Here is an 18516-nt window from a genome sequence, read left to right as displayed (position 1 = left end):
GGGAAAGAGTAAGGGAAAGTTCACTTGCTACAAACTTAGTATTTTCAAGGGTTTGTGAGGAATTTGATAATCAACTATAACAGTTATTAAATTTCCTAAAATAAGTGAAATATCAACTGGAATTTGACTTGCCTATTTTCTTAAAATCTCATGTGGAGCTTCTATTTCATTTGCCAAGGTATGCTCTGTTAACTCTGACATTCCATTGTGCATTGTTGATTTCAAAACATTGGAAATTTACTCACTACAAGATTACTGGAGATCATATTTTGTCCGAGATTATTATGTAGAAATGGATTTTGATGATAATATAGTAAGAACAGAAGTATTTTATTTGCCAGAACGTCAATAACAAATATGGGAAAGAGATGGTACTACATGGGAATAATTAAATATTTTAGAAAAAAGTACTGGGAAGCAGCCATTTTCAGAGGTGGGCGACGTATACCATTTACCTGTGATGGATTAACAACTGTTCCTGATAGCGCCTATGCATTGTTTACTGAAAAAGAGTTAGAAAAAAGTTTACGAAGAAAGAGATATTTTTCATGAGCGGCTAATGCATATGATTGATTCTTTTTAATCACATGTACATCAGAGTTTTATATATTACTTATGATATTGTGCCGGCTTTGTCGCTTTGTATCAGCCGAATGAATACAAGAAAAGGAGCTGTCGGGAAATAGACAGCTCCTTCAAAGAAAATCTGCAGGATACCTTTCTTCTTTCCTTCTGTAAGTTCATTCCACCCACACTTTTCTCTGGATCTTTTCACCTGTTCACTTGTAAGCCCAGATTTCTTGCCATTCACCCTTTCAAGAACCTCTTCTACCGTCTGCTGATAAATTTCCTTCATCACTTCCGCCTCATCGTTTCTAAGTATTTACTACCTGAATTTCTTATGCAATGAAAGACCTCTTTGAAAAAAATATAAAAAAAAGACCTTCATTGCATAATAAAAAATGCAATAAAAGTCTCACCATTTCCTTATGATACCGGATGCTTCCACCGTACTGACAACATCACAAACGCAATTTGTTAAGCGCAGGTTACTCCCCTTTATTGGATCAAATCATATACCCAAAGTAACATGATTGTCAAGATACTTTATCATTACTTTTTCATTTTATGTTATACTTTTTACATCGTTAACACTATTAAAATAAATTCTCCGGAGGTGAATCAAATGGATCATACGAATAATTCCTGTTGTTGTGGTGAAGCGGAACATTTTTCCGGATGTCTGATTTGTGGTGCTCCTATTACGTATCGTGCTGAAAGCTCTATTCAGACGTGTAGTATCTGCCATAAAGAGCAATTAACCAATGCGGTCTGTGAAAATAGTCACTTTATCTGTGATGCCTGTCACAGCTATGGCACATATGCTCCGGTAATCGCAGCGCTCAGAGACAGTACCGAAAAAGATGCTTTGCTTCTTCTGGAAAAAATTATGGATCTTCCATCTGTACATATGCATGGACCGGAGCATCATGCAATTGTTCCATGTGTTCTTCTGACAGCGTTTCGCAATAATGGAGAACATATGGATTACGATGCTGCACTATCTGAAATCTGTAAAAGAGCGAAGCAGGTTCCGGGCGGTACCTGTGGTTACTGGGGTGTCTGTGGAGCTGCTGCCGGAGCCGGTATTTTCATGTCCGTTATGACTGGATCCAGTCCACTTCACAAAGATGCATGGCCGTTTCCTCAAAAACTTGTTTCCATTATTTTATCCAGACTGGCAGATGTTGGTGGACCTCGCTGCTGCAAACGTACCAGCAGAATTGCCATCGAAGAAGCCGTTCATTTTTACAGTCAGTTTTGTTCTGTAAACATTCCGTTGTCTTCTATAACGTGTAAATACTGCGAAGATAATCGCGAATGCATCCAGGAAGATTGTCCATACTATCCTGAATAACAGGCAAGGCAGTGATTCCATGATACCACGAAATCACTGCCTTGTAACTCGTTTGCCAGGATACAGCGCCCCATCTTCCCACTTTGCTTTTTTGCAGTTCCATGAACGAATATCCTTCTCTTCCAAAACACTCCTGATTCGTTCTTCTCCATTGTCCGATGTAAAAAGCGCTGTAATTTCCTTTTTTCCATCTACAATTTTCACACAATAATCTACCAGTTCCGGAATCTCAAACAGTAATTCATCCATCTCTCTGATACTTCCCAATGGATCCATCCGCTTTACAAAGTCCAGGCGTTTTATTTCACTTCCACAGAGGCATCTTCCTGGAATGATCCTTGACCAGTCACCGGTTCGATATCGAATCAACGGCTGTGCTTCCATTCCAATGGTTGTAATCACCAGTTCTCCCCATTTACCGTCCGGCAGCACATTTCCGTTCTCATCTATAATCTCTGTAATACAATGGTTTTCCCGCATATGCATGCCCTCATGCGCCGTGCAGCAAATGGCACCTCCAAGCCCCATCTCTCTGGAACCATAGTGCGGCCAAAGTCGTGTTTGCAGAATTTCTTCGATTGCTTTCATGACAGTTTTCGGACAGGCATCTCCGGATACCAGTGCTCTTTTTATACTGCCTTTTCCGCACATTCGAAGCATGGACAGCAATGCCGTCGGCATTCCCACATATGTATCCGGCTGCTCCTCTTCCAGAATCCTGTTCAGTTCGCCATAAGTTCTTCCTGTCCCGGTTGAAAGAGGTTTTGCTCCCAGACGTCTGATTGCCTCCGCGATCAGTTCTCCTAATCCAAAAGGACCTGAAAATGGCATAGCCACCATCGTTATACTTCCAGGATAAATAAATTCACCCAGACCTGCCATAAAAAGTTCTATGGTGTGTTCACAGTCTCCCTCTGTATAGAATACACGTTTACCGGCACCGGTAGTTCCGCTTGTCTGTTCTGATATCACTTTCTGTACTTCCCCCTGGGAGCAAAGCAGCATCCTGCCTCCATCTCGTGCCAGATCTGTTTCTGTCGTAAAAGGAAGGCTTCTCAAATCTATCAGGCTTTCCAGTCTTTCCGGCAAATCTCGGTAAAAACCCTCTCGTTCTTTCTCTCTCTTCAGTACAATATTTAATTTCTCCAGCTGTATTCTGTGTATTTCATCTCTTGTAATCTCTGTAATACCTTCCTGCTTACAGATCATTGCATCTATATTCGATCGTTTCACTTTCTGTATAAATATATTCCTTTCGAATTCGTCAGATTATATGCACAAAACGGCACCATTCCATAATCAGAATCCACCTCGCAGATATAACATCTTTTCAGACGTTCAAGATCCAGATTCCATGCATCCTGAAAAATCATCCCTGATACTGCAAAAGTTTCATTATGAACCCGGATCAGGAATTCATCCAGCGCATCTGTCTGTGTCATTTCTCCATCATCAAATTTTTTTGTGCTATAGCTCCACTGATTTTCCACATACTGTCTGGAATTATCGCTGGTAGTACAACAACATCCTCTGCCTGATTTCTTTTCCAAAAGTTTCAGTTCCCTCTCACCTTTTTTCAGATAACTTGCATGAAAAGAACAGTATGGATTCTCTGCTCCACCACCGGCGAAATCCTTGCTTTTCATAAGCCCGTCAGTCTGTTCCTCGATCAGCTTCAACATCTTTGGTATGGTAATCGGAGCTTGTGGACGCTGCTGAGAACATCTGCCAAAATAGCTGATCGGCTGGAAATGTACTCCTCTTACAAATGGCATATGATCCATCGCAAACTTCAGAATATCTCCAACCTGCATGTCATTTACTCCTGGCGCAATGACAGGTACCAGGGCAATTCCCAGTTCCGCTTCCGAACAGTTTAACACAGCCTTTTCTTTCAGTTCTATCATAGAGCGTCCGCGCAATGTCTGATACACATCATCTGTGACACCGTCAAACTGAAGAAATACTGTATTCAGTCCTGCTTTTTTTAGTTTTCTGGCATATCCTGCTTCCTGCGCAAGACGGATTCCATTGGTATTCAATTGAAAAAATGTAAACCCTTTTTCTCTTCCCATACGTATGATCTCCGGAAGATCCTCCCGCATGGTTGGTTCTCCACCTGAGAGCTGAATATTGAATGGTCCTCCATGATCCATCAGAAAATCATATTGCTTTTCTATTTCATCAATTGAAAGATCACCGTTTTCCAGACATTCTCCTGCCGAAGCAAAGCAGACCGGGCAGTGCATATTGCAGCGCTTTGTCACTTCCAGTATCATACAACAGCCTTTTCGTTCGTGCTCCTCACAGAGTCCACAATTATCCGGGCAGGATTTCTCTTTGATTTTGGGATTTACCGGAGTCTCCGCAGACAGGTTTTCTCTTCCCCAGGAAAGATACTCTGCTGCCGTTCCTTCCCAGATCAGTGTCTGAAACTTTCCGTGGATATCACATTCTTTCACCAGATAAATGCCATCTTCACCAATACATTTTTTTGCCGTAAGTACTTTCATACATATCGGGCATACACTTTTTGTTTTACCCAGCGTAATCATAGTTCCAATATTCCCCGTTCTGTCAGTATTTCTATCACTTTCGTATAAGTATCTGCAATCAGCGCAGGACATTGCTCCATAATCACTCCCCAATCCAAATTAGAAGTGATATCCTTACAATAAAAAGCACCAAATTCTTCTTCGGTCTTCTTATGGAACCACTGATATAATTCCTGCACAGCCGGTTTCATCTGTATATCTTCTTTCTCCTGCGGAGCCAGATTGCCAAGGAACAAACCTATCGCACAGGCTCCTCCTGTCAAGCAGCCACAGGTATCTCCACAGTAACCAATGCCACCGCCAAGACCTCCCAAAGCCTTTACAAGCTGTGGATTTTCCTCACCTATGGCTTCCAGTGTCATAATCATAACCATTTGTGAGCAATGATAACCCATACTGCTAAGTTCTATGATTCTTTCATAAAGATCCATGTGCTACTCCTTTCTGCCAACCAACATGGTATAGCGCAGCTTCTTTCCTTTATATTCTTTCTGCAGAATCTTATACTCTTCGCAGCAGAACGAATCATTCCAGATTGCTTCCAGATAATATTCCCGCCAAAGTAACGTCTGATCCTCCTGCCGGAGAATGGTAAATCCTGTCTGTTCTGCCATTTCTGAAAGATTTCCAGTATCCAGATCTGACAATAATAGAAAACCTCCCTTTTTCAAAACACGCCAACATTCAGATAGTGCATTTTTCTGATCTCTGCTGACAAAAAATGCACACTGGCTGATGCAAAGATCTATACTGTCTGATGAATACTGCAAATGCAGAAAATCGCCTATTTCCACATCACTGCCCCGTGGGAAAAGATCCACGCCATGTGCTTCCAGCCCAAATGATTTCAGGATTCGTACCGTGTCTCCTTCTCCTGCTCCAAGATCCAGTGCTTTCATTTCTTTTTTCCATTCTATGTTCTCCAGAAGATGAAGCGTCTGCGCTTCCCCTCCCGGATGCCTGTTCATCTATTTATCCTCCAGTGCACGCTCCACCGCGAGCACTTTTCCAAGTGCGAGTTCTTCCGGAACATACACAAACCCACACTTTGGGCAGACAGGCATTTCCACAGGAAATCCATTTTCCAGATACATAAATTTTGCTTTTCCTTTTACAAGAGGAACCTTACATTTCATGCAGGTCAGCTTTCCTTCCGGATCAATCGTATAATATGTTCTCTCTACTGCCATTACTGTCCCACCCTTTTCATAATATTCATTCGATGACTGTATGCTCTGTGTACCAGATATCCGTCTTCTGTTTCCACAAACCGCACCCAGAATGTGACATTTCCCAGTCTGCTTCTTGTCACCAGTTCTTTTGTTTCTTCATCCAGGATTGCTTCCTGATTTTCTCTGTAATCTGATAACACACGTTCCACATCACTTTTCAGTATCATGCGCTCATCCATCATATGGATTGCCTCTTCTGTATAGGCAACAGTATAGTCTTTTTTCTCCATGATCGGTTCCTCATTCCAGATGTTTTTTAAAAGTGTCTGTTTCAATATGAGCCTGTTGTAGCGTTTCTCACTGATATCAGGCATGTTGCTGGCATTTGCACCATACAGAAGTTCCATGATATGTCGGGATTCTCTTCCCTCTCTGGCAAATCGGTCTCTGCATGCCATGCAGTATGTAATATATGGTGCATCGGAACGTTCCAGACACTTTTCTGTCATTTTCGCTGCCATATCTTTATTGGCATATGCCGTCAGACCTCCATATCCACAACATGGAGACAAATCTCTGGAATATTCTGTATCTTCAACGATACATCCCATATCCGACAAAAGTTGTCGTATCATATCTTGTGTCTGTGCATCCCCTCTGGCACCACAGGCATCATGTATGGCAACCGGTATCTCCAGTCCTTTCGCCTGCTGTGGAAGTCCGATTTTTCTCAAAATTTCCCAGATTCCTATAACATGTGCTCCAATACTTTCTTTTAGCTGCTTCATGCAGCTTGGACAGCCTGCAATGATGATCGGATCACCAAGCTTGGCCAGTTCCTGTTTCAGCTGCTCATTTACTTTTTCTGTCATTTCATAGCGACCCGCCCATTCGCTGATTGCACCACAGCATCCCAGCATCAGAGCAACGCCTCCAGCTACCCGATTACTTAAATCTTCGTATGCCTGTATAACCACATCCGGCGCTATCGCACCTGCCTGACAGCCCGGGAAAAATACATATCTGCAAGTTTCATATCCCGGCTGGAGTCTGCTCAAAAAAGCCTCTGAATTTGAAAATAACATGTCCATCAGTGCAAATTCATGTGGCGCCAGCGGCATCTTATCTGTGGATACCATATTTTCTCTTGCTGACTTACACACCTGACTCATATCAAATCCATTCGGACAGATCACCGTACACTGTCCACAGAGGGCACAGGCATTCATCGGTTTGTTCATCGGATGATCTCCCATGATAATCTGCGTATTATTATAGATCTCACGGGCTAATAAACCCGGATGTTTTTGATATTCACTTAAATACACACAGCCTTTCATGCATTCGTCACAATGACACTGAATACATCGTTTTGCTTCTTCTACAGCTTCTTCTTTTGAATACCCATCCTGACCACAGAAAATCTTATTCGATCCATGGATTCCTTCCATGTTCGTATAAAGCTTGGTAGTCACTGCTCCTTCACTGCCTCTGTTGCTGTGCGGCGATAAATTCTGTACCAGAAGATCCACTGTCAAAGCTGCCCGCTTTGCGGCAAAAGCCGCATCCATCACAGATTCCGCAGGTCCGCTGACAATCTTTGCCTGTTCTCTTAACATAATCTCGACATCTGCTGCTTCTTCCGGAGCTAACATTTTTGCCACTTCTTCTGATGCGCATACCACATCTGCCAGTTCCATTTTTTCTCTGATAAACGAAAGATTCAAACTGCATCCAAATTCAAAAGAAAGATCCATAGATTTCAGACGTTTCGCTTCATTGCTGCGGTCTGATTCCAAAAGATGTCCGGCTGCCGCTGCAATATAGCTTTCATAATCTTCTTCCTTACAATAAATTGTCGTAGGATACATTTTCTTTTCCAGTTCCCCTGCAAGAAACAGTGGAAATAATCCAGAACCAAAGATTGCTGCCCTTTTCTTCTTTCTCATGCGAAATACACTGCTTCGTCTTCCCGGTTCTCCATACCGGACAATCGCACGTTCTACTTCTCGTATGGAGACACCATCACCAAGTTCACAAAGCTTGCAATTATCTTCGCAAGGTGCCGTACATCCATCACAGAGAATCATTGGAAATGGTGTAATTTTCTCATAAATTGCCAACGCTTTCTTAAAATTTCCTTTTGCAGCATAATACAGCATCTCTTTTGTATCCATTTTGAAAGGACAGGCTGCAACACAGTAGGCCGGCTGTTCATGGACGCAGAGACTGATCATATGATCCATCTCTTCTTTTGACATTCGATTTACATGATAAACGTGAGTAGAACCCCTCTCCTGTATGTATGTCATAACCTGATACTCCTTTCGTCTGTAAAGGGGAGGCAGTTTCCCGTCTCCCCTGATTATATCACAGTTGGCAGCTTTTACTCCAACCACATTATGAATTAAGCTTATTTCTCAAGTTCTTTTAATGCTGCAAGAACCCTTTCCGGACGGGCAGGGATACGTGTAATACGTGCACCTGTCGCATTAAAGATTGCATTCAGGATTGCAGGATGTGGAGCATCCAGTGGAGCCTCACCACAACCAGCCGCACCGTAAGGACCACTTGGACGATATGTTTCATTGAAGTGAAGTTCAATATCATCCGGAGCATCCTTTGGATATGGAATACCACAATTCTTCAAAGTGGTGTCATGGTTCAAATCTTCAAAATCTTCCGAAAGAGCAAGACCGATACCCTGTACAAGACCACCATAGAAATTACCTTCTACAAGAAGTCTGTTCATGATCGTACCTACGTCAGCTACGCAAGTAAATTTCTCAACGGTAACTTTACCTGTTTCTGTATTAACAGCAACTTCCGGCAGGAAGATAGTATACATATAAGTTGCAAATGGATCGCCCTGTGCGGTATCCTGATCGATCGGATGATCTGCACAGAATGTAGTTACCCAGTTACCTTCATATTTTGTTGCAAGCCCTTCTGCTACCATCTCATCATAAGTACGGAATGTTCCGTCTTCTTTCTTCATTGCTGCTACAAGATTTTCTGCAGCCAGACGACATGCATTACCTGACATAACCTGTGAGCGTGATCCTCCTGCAGGTCCTGCATTCGGACATGTCTTCGTATCATTCATAACCAGTTTAATCTGTTCCGGTCTGATTCCTGCCTGACGCAGTGTTTCATGAGATGATACAAGAACACCCATATCAGCCCCCTGTCCATGATCTTCCCATGCAGCATACATCGTAACGGTTCCATCCGGATTTAATTCTGCAAATGCATTTGATGTATCAACACCATCAAGACCACAACCGTATACTCCAAGAGATACACCGATACCATATTTCATCTTTCCGTCAGAAGCTGCATTCTTTTCGGCAACACGTTTTTTCGCCGCTTCATACAATGGACGTGCTTTCTTAAACAAATCTTCCTCACAATATACCTCCGGTGGATAACCTGTCGGGATGGTAGTGCCCTCTGATTCTTTATAGCAGTTCATTTCACGGATATCAAACGGATCGATTCCCATCTTAGCTGCCAGCACGTCAATTGCAATCTCAGATCCCATATAAGACTGTGGTGAACCATAAGCACGGAATGCGGAGCCCCATGCATGGTTTGTAAATACGGTTGTTGATTTATTACGAATAGAATTAATTCCATAACCTGCGCCTGTAAACTGAGAAAGTCTCATGGTAAGCAGATCGCCAAATTCTGAATATGGACCGTGATCTACATAGTTGTTACCCCAAAGTGCTAAGAGTTTACCATTTTCATCTGCTGCAAGCTTAATATTCATAAATGCAGGAGATCTCTTTCCTGTATAAGTAATGTTCTGGAACTGATTAAATACCAGCGATACCGGACGTTCCAGAATCTTAACAGCTGCACCAATCAGAGCCTCATTTGTCGGTGAGAACTTGTAACCAAATGTTCCGCCTGCATGGTTCTGAACAAGTCTTAAGTTTTCCATTGGTACACCGATACCATCTGCGATCATAGGCATATGAAGATGTATACCGATAGATTTGGAATGCACTGTTATCATACCGTCTTCATCAATATATCCATAACCACAGTCCGGCTCAAGGTGAAGATGAGGCTGGCGTGAACAGTAGGACTCGATCTCAACCTGCTGTGAATCCGGAATGCTGTCCCAGTCAAAGTCCGGTCCCTTGATACAGTTTGTCTCAAAAAATGCGTTTGGAGTACCAGGATGGATCTCTGCTGCATCCGGTGCGATTGCATCCATTGCGTTCATATATGCAGGAAGTTCTTCGATCTCCACCTTAACTGCATCTGCTGCTGCACGTGCATGCTCTTCTGTGTCGGCAGCTACGATCGCAATCGCATCACCAAACTGAAAGATCTTTTCGTCGCAGAGTACAGGACGCTCAAATCCGTCTGTCTTATTGTGTTTCGGAAGCATTACAAGACCATTGATCTTGTTGGTTCCGCCTGCTGCCTTAATGTCCTTCGCTGTAATAACACGAACAACTCCCGGCATACTCTCTGCTTCTGTTGTATCGATACTGAGAATATTTGCGTGAGAAACCTTGGCCTGTGTAAGTGCAAGACGAAGAGTTCCCTCCGGCATCTTTAATGCATCATCTGCACCGAAATCCCAGGTACCTGTTACCTTCTGTGCTGCTGATGGACGGATATAGTTTGTACCGACGATAGAATCACCTGTCTGCTTGAATACGAGGTCTTCTTTAGTCATCTCGCCACGCATAACTGCTGCTGCCGCCATGGTCGCATCGATAAGCGGCTTGTAACCTGTACAACGACAGAGATTACGCTGCTTGTTAAACCAGTCCCTCACTTCTTCACGGGTAGGGCTCGGATTATTATCGAGAAGAACCTTTGCTGAAATAATAAAACCTGGTGAACAGAAACCACACTGTGCACATCCATATGCCATCCATGCAACCTGTATCGGATGCATATCAGAAATTGTTCCCACACCCTCGATTGTTGTGATCTCTGCATTGTCCGGAACACGGCTCATCTTGTAAATACAGGATCTTGTAACTTTTCCGTTCATAATAACATTACATGCTCCGCAATGACCTTCTCCACAACCGATCTTACATCCTGTAAGAAGAAGATGCTCACGAAGTACCTGAGCCAGTGTCTCATCCTTATCAAGAATAAGGATTCGCTCCACACCATTGATCTTCAATGTCTTTTTAATCATGTTTCATTCCTCCTTTAAAAAATACACGTTCCGATGTTACAAATCTTCTGACTTATGTGTTCCGCATGGATCATGATCGACTCCCTTACCCGTCAGATCTTTAAGTCTTTCCATTCCTCTGACAGAATAGAAAACAATGGAAGAGCTGCTTCCGTCCAGATTCTCACCGCTGAGTTTTAAAACATTCGCATTCTCATAATAATCAATCGGAAGTGTCCGACTGTATTGCTCTCCTGTGCGCTCATCTTTTACCTGTATCGTAACTTCTTTTGCGGTAATTTCAAAAATCTTATCCATGGAAACGTTCTCCTGTTTACATTATTTTGTATAATTTCATGTTATCATAATTTTGTACAGTTTTACAAATTGTAAATAATTATTAGTTGGCTATTTTCGTCCTTTTTTATATTGTTTTTATTACTTTATTTAAAAATTTTACTATTTATCCTCACTTTTCATGCTATAATAATATCAAATTTGTACAATGTTATTTTTAGGAGGTATCTATGATGCAGACAGGTGCTCTCATCGTAGCTGCAGGGAAATCGTCACGAATGGGAGACTTCAAGCCCATGCTTCAGCTTGGATCCATTTCCATCGCGCAGCGTGTGATTAATAACTTCCGGCAGGCCGGAATCTCTAAAATAGTGGTGGTAACCGGATATAATGCGGATGCTCTGGAACGCCACCTTGCTTCCAATCATGTTATTTTTCTTCGAAATGAGGACTATGAAACTACTCATATGTTTGATTCTGTCAGGATTGGACTGGAATATTTAAAAGACAAAGTGGATACGGTACTCTTTACACCTGTAGATGTTCCACTATTCACAGCACATACCGTTACACAAATGCTTTCTCTTGGACAGCCTCTTGTCACTCCGGTCTGTAACGGAACTCCAGGTCATCCGATCCTGATTCGTTCCTCATTAATTGAGTCCATTTTAAGCAATGATGGAAACACTGGTCTGAAGGGTGCTGTAGAACATTGTGGAACTCCCATGTATTGTTTAAATGTAGAAGATCCTGGAATCATTCATGATGCGGATACACCAGAGGATTATGTAGAACTTCTTCGTGCACACAATCAAAGTCTGATCCGTTCAGAGATTCAGATTCAGCTGGCACGGGAAAAGGTCTTCTTTGATGAACAGCTTTATTCGCTGCTTACACTGATTCATGAAACAGGATCTGTTCGTGATGCCTGCGAACGCATGCACATTTCCTACTCCACCAGCTGGAATCTGATCCATACATTAGAATCTCAGCTTCATGAACCGCTGATTATTCGAAGTCAGGGCGGTGTAAAGGGCAGTCACAGTGAGCTGACACCATACGGAGAAGAATTTTTGAAGCGATATGCCCGTTTTTCAGAGGAAACACGTACCTGTTCCGAAGCAATATTTGAAAAGTGTTTCAGAGGATTTTTCAATGCGTAATCTTTATCTTATTCGACACGGAAAACCACAATATCCAGATGAACATTCTTACTGTATCGGTCAGACTGATTTTTCTTTATCTATGCTTGGACATCTGCAGTCAGTCCTTCTTCACGGAGAACTGGATGATAAAATAACTGCTGTTTACTGCAGTCCTTTGTCAAGAGCTATGGAAACGGCTGCACATATCACACCTGATCTTCCACATATCACTATCTCAGATTTAACAGAACGAAATCTGGGAGAATGGGATGGTCTTTCATTTGATGAGATACGCAAAAGATGGCCGGACATATATGAAGCACGTGGAATGAATCCTGATTACCCGATTCCAGGAGCAGAAACTCCTTTCGCATCTGGCATGCGTTTTTCGCAGGCAATTTATGAGATTCTTCGTTCTTCTGAGGGTGATATTGCGATTGTTGCTCATACAGATGTAATTTCTTCTTATCTGTATTTTCTTGATTCAAAACAGCATGCCAGACAGTATTTTCGTCTTCCATGTGGTTCCTATTATCATCTGAACGCAGACGATAACGATCATGTTACCTTATCTGATTCGACTTACCTGCTGCCTCATCCTGACTTGCATGACGAACTATGCCGGATGCTTCGCGATTCGGTGTCTCTTCCTCATCATGTACAGGCGCACAGTGATGCAGTGACTGAATTGGCTTGCCATTTCTGCGATCTGCTGGAATCTCATGGTTACTTTTTTAATAAAAAACTGATTCGCTCCGGAGCACTCCTTCATGATATTGCCAGACTTCAAAAACATCACACCAAAACAGGTGGTGATCTTTTCTTACAATTAGGCTATACTGAAATCAGTCAGATTATTTCACAACATCATGGTTTGCAGAAGACAATTCTGAATGAAGCGGCTATCGTCTTTTTATCAGATAAACTGATTCAGGAAACCGAACGTGTAACCATCGAAAAACGATTTGCGGAAAGTCTGTGTAAATGTAACAGTCCCGAAGCTTTGAAATCTCATGAACGACAGCTTAAACAGGCTCTTGATCTGCAAAATATGATACAGACCATCTGTCACATGACGATATGACTTATAGAAAATTACAGGAGGTGTTTTATATATGAGAACTTTATTTCAGATCATACAACAAGAATTTCAAAAAGAAAACGACCTTGTGCTTGCATCCATCGTTGCTTCCTCAGGATCGACGCCAAGAGGTGCCGGTTCCCGTATGTTGGTTGGAAAAAAAGGCCGAGTTGCCGGAACCATAGGCGGAGGTTCTGTCGAATATCGTGCAGAGCTTATGGCGCTTGATATTCTTGAAAAGAAAGAATCCTGTGAACATGAATTCCGGTTGAATCGCAAAGATGTTGAAAATATCGGTATGATTTGTGGTGGTGATGTTACCGTATTTTTCCAGTATCTGGACCATAATGACCCTATTATTATGGAACTTGCAGTAACTGCTGAAACATTATATAAAGAACGAAAAGATTTCTGGCTGATCTGTGATCTTCATGCTACATCCGGTATGAGTCTTTACAGTGCATCCTATGGATTGACTGGAAATGTTGATGTTCCTTCTTCCATCTTATCTTCCTTATCTGCAAGACCATGCCGTCATCGCATTGAAACCTGTGACCTATTTACAGAACAAATCGGTACATCCGGAACTGTCTATGTATTTGGAGGCGGGCATGTTTCACAAAAGCTGGTACCAATACTTGCAAGTGTTGACTTTCACTGCATCGTTCTGGATGACCGTCCGGAATTTACAGATCCTGCTCTTTTCCCGGATGCAGCAGAGACAATCCTTTGCGATTTTGATCATCTGGATCAGAGCATTTCTATCACAGATGCTGATTATTGCTGTGTCATGACACGAGGTCATGCCTATGATACGATTGTGCAGGCACAACTTCTTGCCACACCTGCATGCTATATCGGCGTCATTGGAAGTCTCGCCAAAAGAGCTGGTGTATTTCATCGTCTCGTAGAAGAGTATGGAATCGATGAGCGAGAATTAGACCGTATTATCACGCCTGTGGGACTTAATATTAAAGCAGAAACACCTGCTGAAATCGCAATATCTATCACGGGACAAATGATTCAGGTTCGAGCTGAAAGAAAGGCTGCTATGAAATGATGACAAAACATGTCTACAAAACTATTATATTCGGTGCCGGACAGATTGGGCAGATGACTGCCCGACTTCTTGGAAATTCCTATCAGATCATGTGCTTTGCCGATAATGATCCGCGCAAACATGGACAATTTATTGGTAATATCCCAATCTGTTCTCCATCAAAGGCCGCTGCTCTTCTTCCTGATCTGATTATTCTTGGTGTATTGGATGAAGAGCGGCGTGGTTCTATGATGCAGCAGATGGAGCACTTAGGCTATCACGGTTCATTTTGTGATCCTTCTGCACTTCGCATGTTTGATGCACGGGTTGCGGTTATGCGCCTTTTAGCCGAACAAATACATCAACAAAATATCCCTGGAGATGTGGCAGAACTTGGTGTTTTCCAGGGTGATTTTTCTTGCCTGATCAGTACGGCCTTTCCGGATCGAAAAATACATCTTTTTGATACTTTTGAAGGCTTTTCAGAAAAAGATATTGCCGTAGAAACCTCCAGGCATCTGTCTCGCGCTAAAACAGGTGACTTTTCTTCTACAGATGTAGACTCTGTTCTTCGCATCATGCCTGATCCATCACATGTGATCATCCATAAAGGATGGTTTCCGGATACTTTTTCCGATATTACCGATGAAACTTTCTGTTTCGTATCATTAGATGCAGATCTCTATGCTCCAACTGCTGCTGCATTACCTCTATTTTATGAACGTCTGTCTATCGGCGGAGTTCTCCTGATCCATGACGTATACAGTACCCAGTTTTCCGGATGTAACAAAGCTGTAGACGAATTCTGTCTGAAACACCACCTGTTTGCAGATCCTGTATGCGATCTGCATGGAAGTGCTATTATCCGAAAAATCATTTAAAACCTAATTGGAAGCCTTTCATAATCCTATACGCCTTCTGTATTATGCTATTTTACGAGATACCCTTCAGTCTTTAAATATGTATCAGAATCGTTAATATTCTGAAAATATCCCTCATTGGATTTCCGTATAACAAACAAAAATTCCTACAGTATTTAAAAATCTATAGTTTAACGGATTCCTTTGTGAAAATATCAGCAATTTCGCATTCCGTGCAGACTTTCTTATAGATTTCCGGATCATTGATATTCTGAAAATAGTTTTCCGGTGCACTGGTATGGTATAGGGAATATCCCACTGTATTTAAAAAACGATACACCGATGATCTTCCTGATTCCAGAAAATCTGTGATCTCTTTATAAAGTCTGGCATCATATACCGCTATCAGCGATTCTTCTTTTCCATTATGACACAGCATAGTCACCGGTTGGTCGGCTTTTTCCATTGCGAACTTCAACAGATTTTGAAGTTCTTCCACAGGTACCAGCGGCGTATCTACCCCCAGCACCAGGCATTTTTCTGTCTTTGCCCTTCGAAAACAGCTCTCCAGACCGCCAAGTGGACCCTGACCGGAAATTCGATCCGGCACAATCTCTTCCCCACACTGTGTTCCACGATATCCAGAAATTAAGATCTGTTTTGCTCCCAACTGACATCCTTTTCCGATCTGTATCTCCAAAAATGTCTGTCCATCTAAAAGCAGATCTGACTTCTCCCTTCCCATATGGCTGCTGGCACCACCTGCCAGGACTACCAGCGTAAAATCTGATGGCAATTGCTGTTCTGCCAACTGACCGTTTTCTAATTCAGATATATCAGTCTGCATTTTCCGATTATTTTCTGGCACAGTTCGTTGCCTCCCCGGTCAGGATCTGTAATCCATGTTCCAGCGCTGGAATAATATATTCCAGACTTTCTCTGACTGCTTTCGGGCTTCCCGGCAGATTCACGATCAGTGTTCCTTTTCGAATACCTGCTGCTGCACGACTGAGCATAGCTCTTGGTGTAATCGTCATACTATATGCTCTCATTGCTTCCGGAATCCCCGGCACTTCACGTTCTATAATATCCTTTGTTGCCTCCGGCATACAGTCTCTCGGCGAAAATCCGGTTCCACCCGTAGTTACAATCAGCTCTGCTATTCCCTCATCTGCTATACGAGCCATCTCATCTGCCAGCATCTTTCTGTCATCCGGCAAAAGAATGGTATGCACCACTTCGTAATCGTTCGCTTCCAAAATTTCCTGGATTACCGAGCCACTTTTATCTTCTCTCTCTCCTGCATATCCAGAATCACTGGATGTAATAATCGCAGCTTTCATAATTCCTTATCCTCCTATCTGGGACATTAATTTACATTCATCTGTCTCAATCTCTTCCGATGTAAAATGATGACTGACCGGTTTTTCCCATATTACTTTCTGTATTGCCTCTGTCAGTTCATCATCTGTGCATCCTGAACGCATCAAATTCTTCAAATCCGTTCCAGTCTGATATTGCAGACAGGCTTTTAAAAATCCTTCTGCTGTCATACGCACACGATTACACTGGTCGCAAAACTTATGCGTCATCGCACTGATAAATCCTATTTTACCCTGAAATTCTTCTATTTTATAATAATGACACGGTCCATTCCCATATCGTTCTTTTATTGGAGTCATTCTTCCATATGCTTTCTCTAATATTTCGCATATTTCACTTTCTCCCCGAAACTGAAAATCCTTTCCATATCCAATCGGCATCATTTCAATGAAACGAACATGAATCGGATATTGCTTTGCAAGTCTCGCTATCGATACCAGATTTTCCTGCTCTTCCACTACCGGCACACAATTAATCTTCAATCCAATCTGCGGATACTGTAATGCCGCCTGGATTCCATCCAGCACCCGATCCAGACTTTCTCTCCTGGTTACCTTTGCAAACTCTGCTGCATTTAAAGTATCCAGACTGATATTTATATCATCAAGCCCCGCTTCTGCTAGATCTGCTATCTGTTCTTCGAGCAATACACCATTGGTCGTTAATGTCACTTTTTCGATGCCAGGAAGTTCTTTTAACATTCGAACCAGTGTGGCACAATTCTTTCTAATTAACGGTTCTCCTCCGGTCAGTTTGATCTTACGTATACCTAAACCAGTCATACATCTGCTGATTCTGGTAATCTCATCATAAGTCAGAATTTCTTCATGCGGGATCTGCACAACTCCATTTTCCGGCATACAATAGACGCACCTGAGATTACATCGATCTGTAATGGATATCCGCAGATAGTCAATCTCTCTTCCAAATCTATCCTTCATACTATTCTTTCGGGTTTCGATATAACCCGCTTTTTCCTCCGCTTTTTTCTACCAGATGAATGTCCGTCAGCTCCATGGACTTGTCAATTGCCTTACACATGTCATAAATTGTCAAAAGTGCCACATTCACACCAGTAAGCGCCTCCATCTCCACACCGGTCTGACCTTCCGTTTTGGCTGTACAGATTGCCGTAATTTCAGATTTTCTTCATCCAGTTCAAAATCTACCGAACACTTCTGAATCATCAGCGGATGACACATCGGAATCAGATGAGATGTCTGTTTTACCGCCATAATGCCAGCCACTCTTGCTACTCCAAGTACATCTCCTTTTTTCACAGTCCCCTGTTTCACTGCATCCATCACAGCCTGACAGACACGAATCTTGCCTTTTGCTACTGCTGTTCTGGATGTCGGTATCTTTCCGGACACATCCACCATAACAGCGTTACCCTTCTGATCAAAATGATTCAGCTTATTCTCCATCTGCCTCACCTGCTGCCTTCTCTATCACAATTTCATCGCCTTCTGTCAATACGCCACCATGAAGTACTCTGGTAAAGATACCTTCTCTTGGCATAATACAGTCACCCATAATTTTATAAATCTCACATCCACTATGACATTTTTTCCCGATCTGTGTCACTTCTAATAATACCTCTCCGCTGCGAAGTCTGGTGCCAACCGGCAATGCCTTCAGATCGTATCCACTTACAATCAGGTTTTCTCCAAATGCTCCGTCTTCGATCGGTGCTCCCTTTGCCTTGAATTCTTCTATTTTTTCATAAGAAAGAAGACTCACCTGGCGATGCCACTTGCCGGCATGGGCGTCCTTCTCGATTCCAAATTCTTCCATCAGTCTGGCACTATGTACATTCTTTTTCTGTGTACCTTTCTTCTCACTGATATTTACCGCCATAATCTTTCCCATTTTATTTCCTCCTTCATCCCTCAATTCACTCTTTCGAAA

General features: G+C 42.4%; 19 protein-coding genes and 2 pseudogenes. 6 read left to right on the top strand and 15 right to left on the bottom strand.

Annotation, left to right across the window (positions count from 1 at the left end):
• Positions 1–132 precede the first annotated feature (132 nt).
• Positions 133–201, bottom strand: a pseudogene (locus NE638_RS18275) (LPS biosynthesis protein); the annotation flags it as partial.
• 177 nt (positions 202–378) lie between these two features.
• On the opposite strand from NE638_RS18275, the gene NE638_RS12520 reads away from it, so the two are divergent.
• Positions 379–552 carry a hypothetical protein gene (locus NE638_RS12520; protein ID WP_015526488.1) on the top strand — a complete coding sequence of 58 codons (174 nt, stop codon included), beginning with the start codon at positions 379–381 and terminating at the stop codon, positions 550–552.
• A gap of 61 nt (positions 553–613) precedes the next feature.
• Here the strand turns inward: NE638_RS12520 and NE638_RS12515 are convergent, their stop codons facing one another.
• Positions 614–856, bottom strand: a complete 243-nt coding sequence (locus NE638_RS12515) for a cation-transporting P-type ATPase (protein ID WP_015526489.1) — start codon at positions 854–856, stop codon at positions 614–616.
• Between the two features lie 330 nt (positions 857–1186).
• On the opposite strand from NE638_RS12515, the gene NE638_RS12510 reads away from it, so the two are divergent.
• Positions 1187–1918, top strand: a complete 732-nt coding sequence (locus NE638_RS12510; RefSeq protein ID WP_059086549.1) for a DUF5714 domain-containing protein — start codon at positions 1187–1189, stop codon at positions 1916–1918.
• 33 nt (positions 1919–1951) lie between these two features.
• Here the strand turns inward: NE638_RS12510 and NE638_RS12505 are convergent, their stop codons facing one another.
• The 8 genes from NE638_RS12505 to NE638_RS12470 all read right to left on the bottom strand — a co-directional run bounded on the left by NE638_RS12505 (position 1952) and on the right by NE638_RS12470 (position 11118).
• On the bottom strand, positions 1952–3151 hold the full coding sequence (locus tag NE638_RS12505; protein WP_021650122.1) for a DVU_1553 family AMP-dependent CoA ligase: 1200 nt from the start codon (positions 3149–3151) through the stop codon (positions 1952–1954).
• Entirely contained in the window at positions 3148–4473 is a 1326-nt protein-coding gene (gene trsS / locus NE638_RS12500) for a radical SAM (seleno)protein TrsS (protein WP_173746284.1), read from the bottom strand. The genes NE638_RS12505 and trsS overlap by 4 nt, the downstream gene beginning before the upstream one ends.
• Complete coding sequence (locus tag NE638_RS12495) at positions 4470–4904, bottom strand: DVU_1555 family C-GCAxxG-C-C protein (RefSeq protein ID WP_021650124.1); 435 nt, start codon at positions 4902–4904, stop codon at positions 4470–4472. Before NE638_RS12495 ends, trsS begins: the two co-directional genes overlap by 4 nt.
• A gap of 3 nt (positions 4905–4907) precedes the next feature.
• Positions 4908–5441: a class I SAM-dependent methyltransferase gene (locus NE638_RS12490; RefSeq protein WP_059086547.1), complete on the bottom strand. Its 534-nt coding sequence runs from the start codon at positions 5439–5441 to the stop codon at positions 4908–4910.
• Entirely contained in the window at positions 5442–5663 is a 222-nt protein-coding gene (locus NE638_RS12485) for a DVU_1557 family redox protein (RefSeq protein ID WP_005427475.1), read from the bottom strand.
• Complete coding sequence (locus tag NE638_RS12480) at positions 5663–7957, bottom strand: pyridine nucleotide-disulfide oxidoreductase/dicluster-binding protein (RefSeq protein WP_173746281.1); 2295 nt, start codon at positions 7955–7957, stop codon at positions 5663–5665. Before NE638_RS12480 ends, NE638_RS12485 begins: the two co-directional genes overlap by 1 nt.
• A 101-nt stretch (positions 7958–8058) precedes the next feature.
• Positions 8059–10821, bottom strand: a complete 2763-nt coding sequence (locus NE638_RS12475; RefSeq protein WP_015526496.1) for a molybdopterin-dependent aldehyde oxidoreductase — start codon at positions 10819–10821, stop codon at positions 8059–8061.
• A 36-nt stretch (positions 10822–10857) separates the two neighbouring features.
• Complete coding sequence (locus NE638_RS12470; RefSeq protein ID WP_092071079.1) at positions 10858–11118, bottom strand: hypothetical protein; 261 nt, start codon at positions 11116–11118, stop codon at positions 10858–10860.
• A 209-nt stretch (positions 11119–11327) separates the two neighbouring features.
• Between NE638_RS12470 and NE638_RS12465 the strand changes: the two genes are divergently transcribed.
• The 4 genes from NE638_RS12465 to NE638_RS12450 are packed head-to-tail and all read left to right on the top strand — an operon-like array spanning position 11328 to position 15243.
• The gene (locus NE638_RS12465; protein ID WP_021650129.1) at positions 11328–12260 is read left to right on the top strand and encodes an NTP transferase domain-containing protein; all 933 of its coding nucleotides are present in this window, start codon (positions 11328–11330) and stop codon (positions 12258–12260) included.
• Positions 12253–13326: a histidine phosphatase family protein gene (locus NE638_RS12460; protein WP_092071082.1), complete on the top strand. Its 1074-nt coding sequence runs from the start codon at positions 12253–12255 to the stop codon at positions 13324–13326. Before NE638_RS12465 ends, NE638_RS12460 begins: the two co-directional genes overlap by 8 nt.
• A gap of 31 nt (positions 13327–13357) precedes the next feature.
• Positions 13358–14383 carry an XdhC family protein gene (locus NE638_RS12455; protein WP_118368763.1) on the top strand — a complete coding sequence of 342 codons (1026 nt, stop codon included), beginning with the start codon at positions 13358–13360 and terminating at the stop codon, positions 14381–14383.
• Positions 14380–15243 (top strand): TylF/MycF/NovP-related O-methyltransferase, encoded by an 864-nt coding sequence (locus NE638_RS12450; protein WP_092071089.1) that lies wholly within the window; start codon positions 14380–14382, stop codon positions 15241–15243. Before NE638_RS12455 ends, NE638_RS12450 begins: the two co-directional genes overlap by 4 nt.
• A 163-nt stretch (positions 15244–15406) precedes the next feature.
• On the opposite strand, the gene mobA is transcribed toward NE638_RS12450, so the two are convergent.
• The 5 genes and pseudogenes from mobA to NE638_RS12425 all read right to left on the bottom strand — a co-directional run bounded on the left by mobA (position 15407) and on the right by NE638_RS12425 (position 18477).
• On the bottom strand, positions 15407–16090 hold the full coding sequence (gene mobA, locus NE638_RS12445; RefSeq protein ID WP_118071549.1) for a molybdenum cofactor guanylyltransferase: 684 nt from the start codon (positions 16088–16090) through the stop codon (positions 15407–15409).
• Complete coding sequence (locus tag NE638_RS12440) at positions 16077–16565, bottom strand: MogA/MoaB family molybdenum cofactor biosynthesis protein (protein ID WP_021976150.1); 489 nt, start codon at positions 16563–16565, stop codon at positions 16077–16079. The genes mobA and NE638_RS12440 overlap by 14 nt, the downstream gene beginning before the upstream one ends.
• Before the next feature lie 6 nt (positions 16566–16571).
• Positions 16572–17546, bottom strand: a complete 975-nt coding sequence (gene moaA, locus NE638_RS12435; protein WP_173746279.1) for a GTP 3',8-cyclase MoaA — start codon at positions 17544–17546, stop codon at positions 16572–16574.
• A gap of 1 nt (position 17547) precedes the next feature.
• Positions 17548–18032 (bottom strand): annotated as a pseudogene (moaC, locus tag NE638_RS12430) (cyclic pyranopterin monophosphate synthase MoaC).
• Positions 18022–18477 (bottom strand): MOSC domain-containing protein, encoded by a 456-nt coding sequence (locus tag NE638_RS12425; RefSeq protein WP_015526506.1) that lies wholly within the window; start codon positions 18475–18477, stop codon positions 18022–18024. Before NE638_RS12425 ends, moaC begins: the two are co-directional and overlap by 11 nt.
• Positions 18478–18516 lie beyond the last annotated feature (39 nt).

This window comes from Blautia sp. MSK.18.38 (assembly GCF_024460535.1).
GTDB lineage: Bacteria > Bacillota > Clostridia > Lachnospirales > Lachnospiraceae > Blautia_A > Blautia_A fusiformis.
Note: the sequence above shows the minus strand (reverse complement) of the source record. Positions and strands in the feature narration are given on the sequence as shown.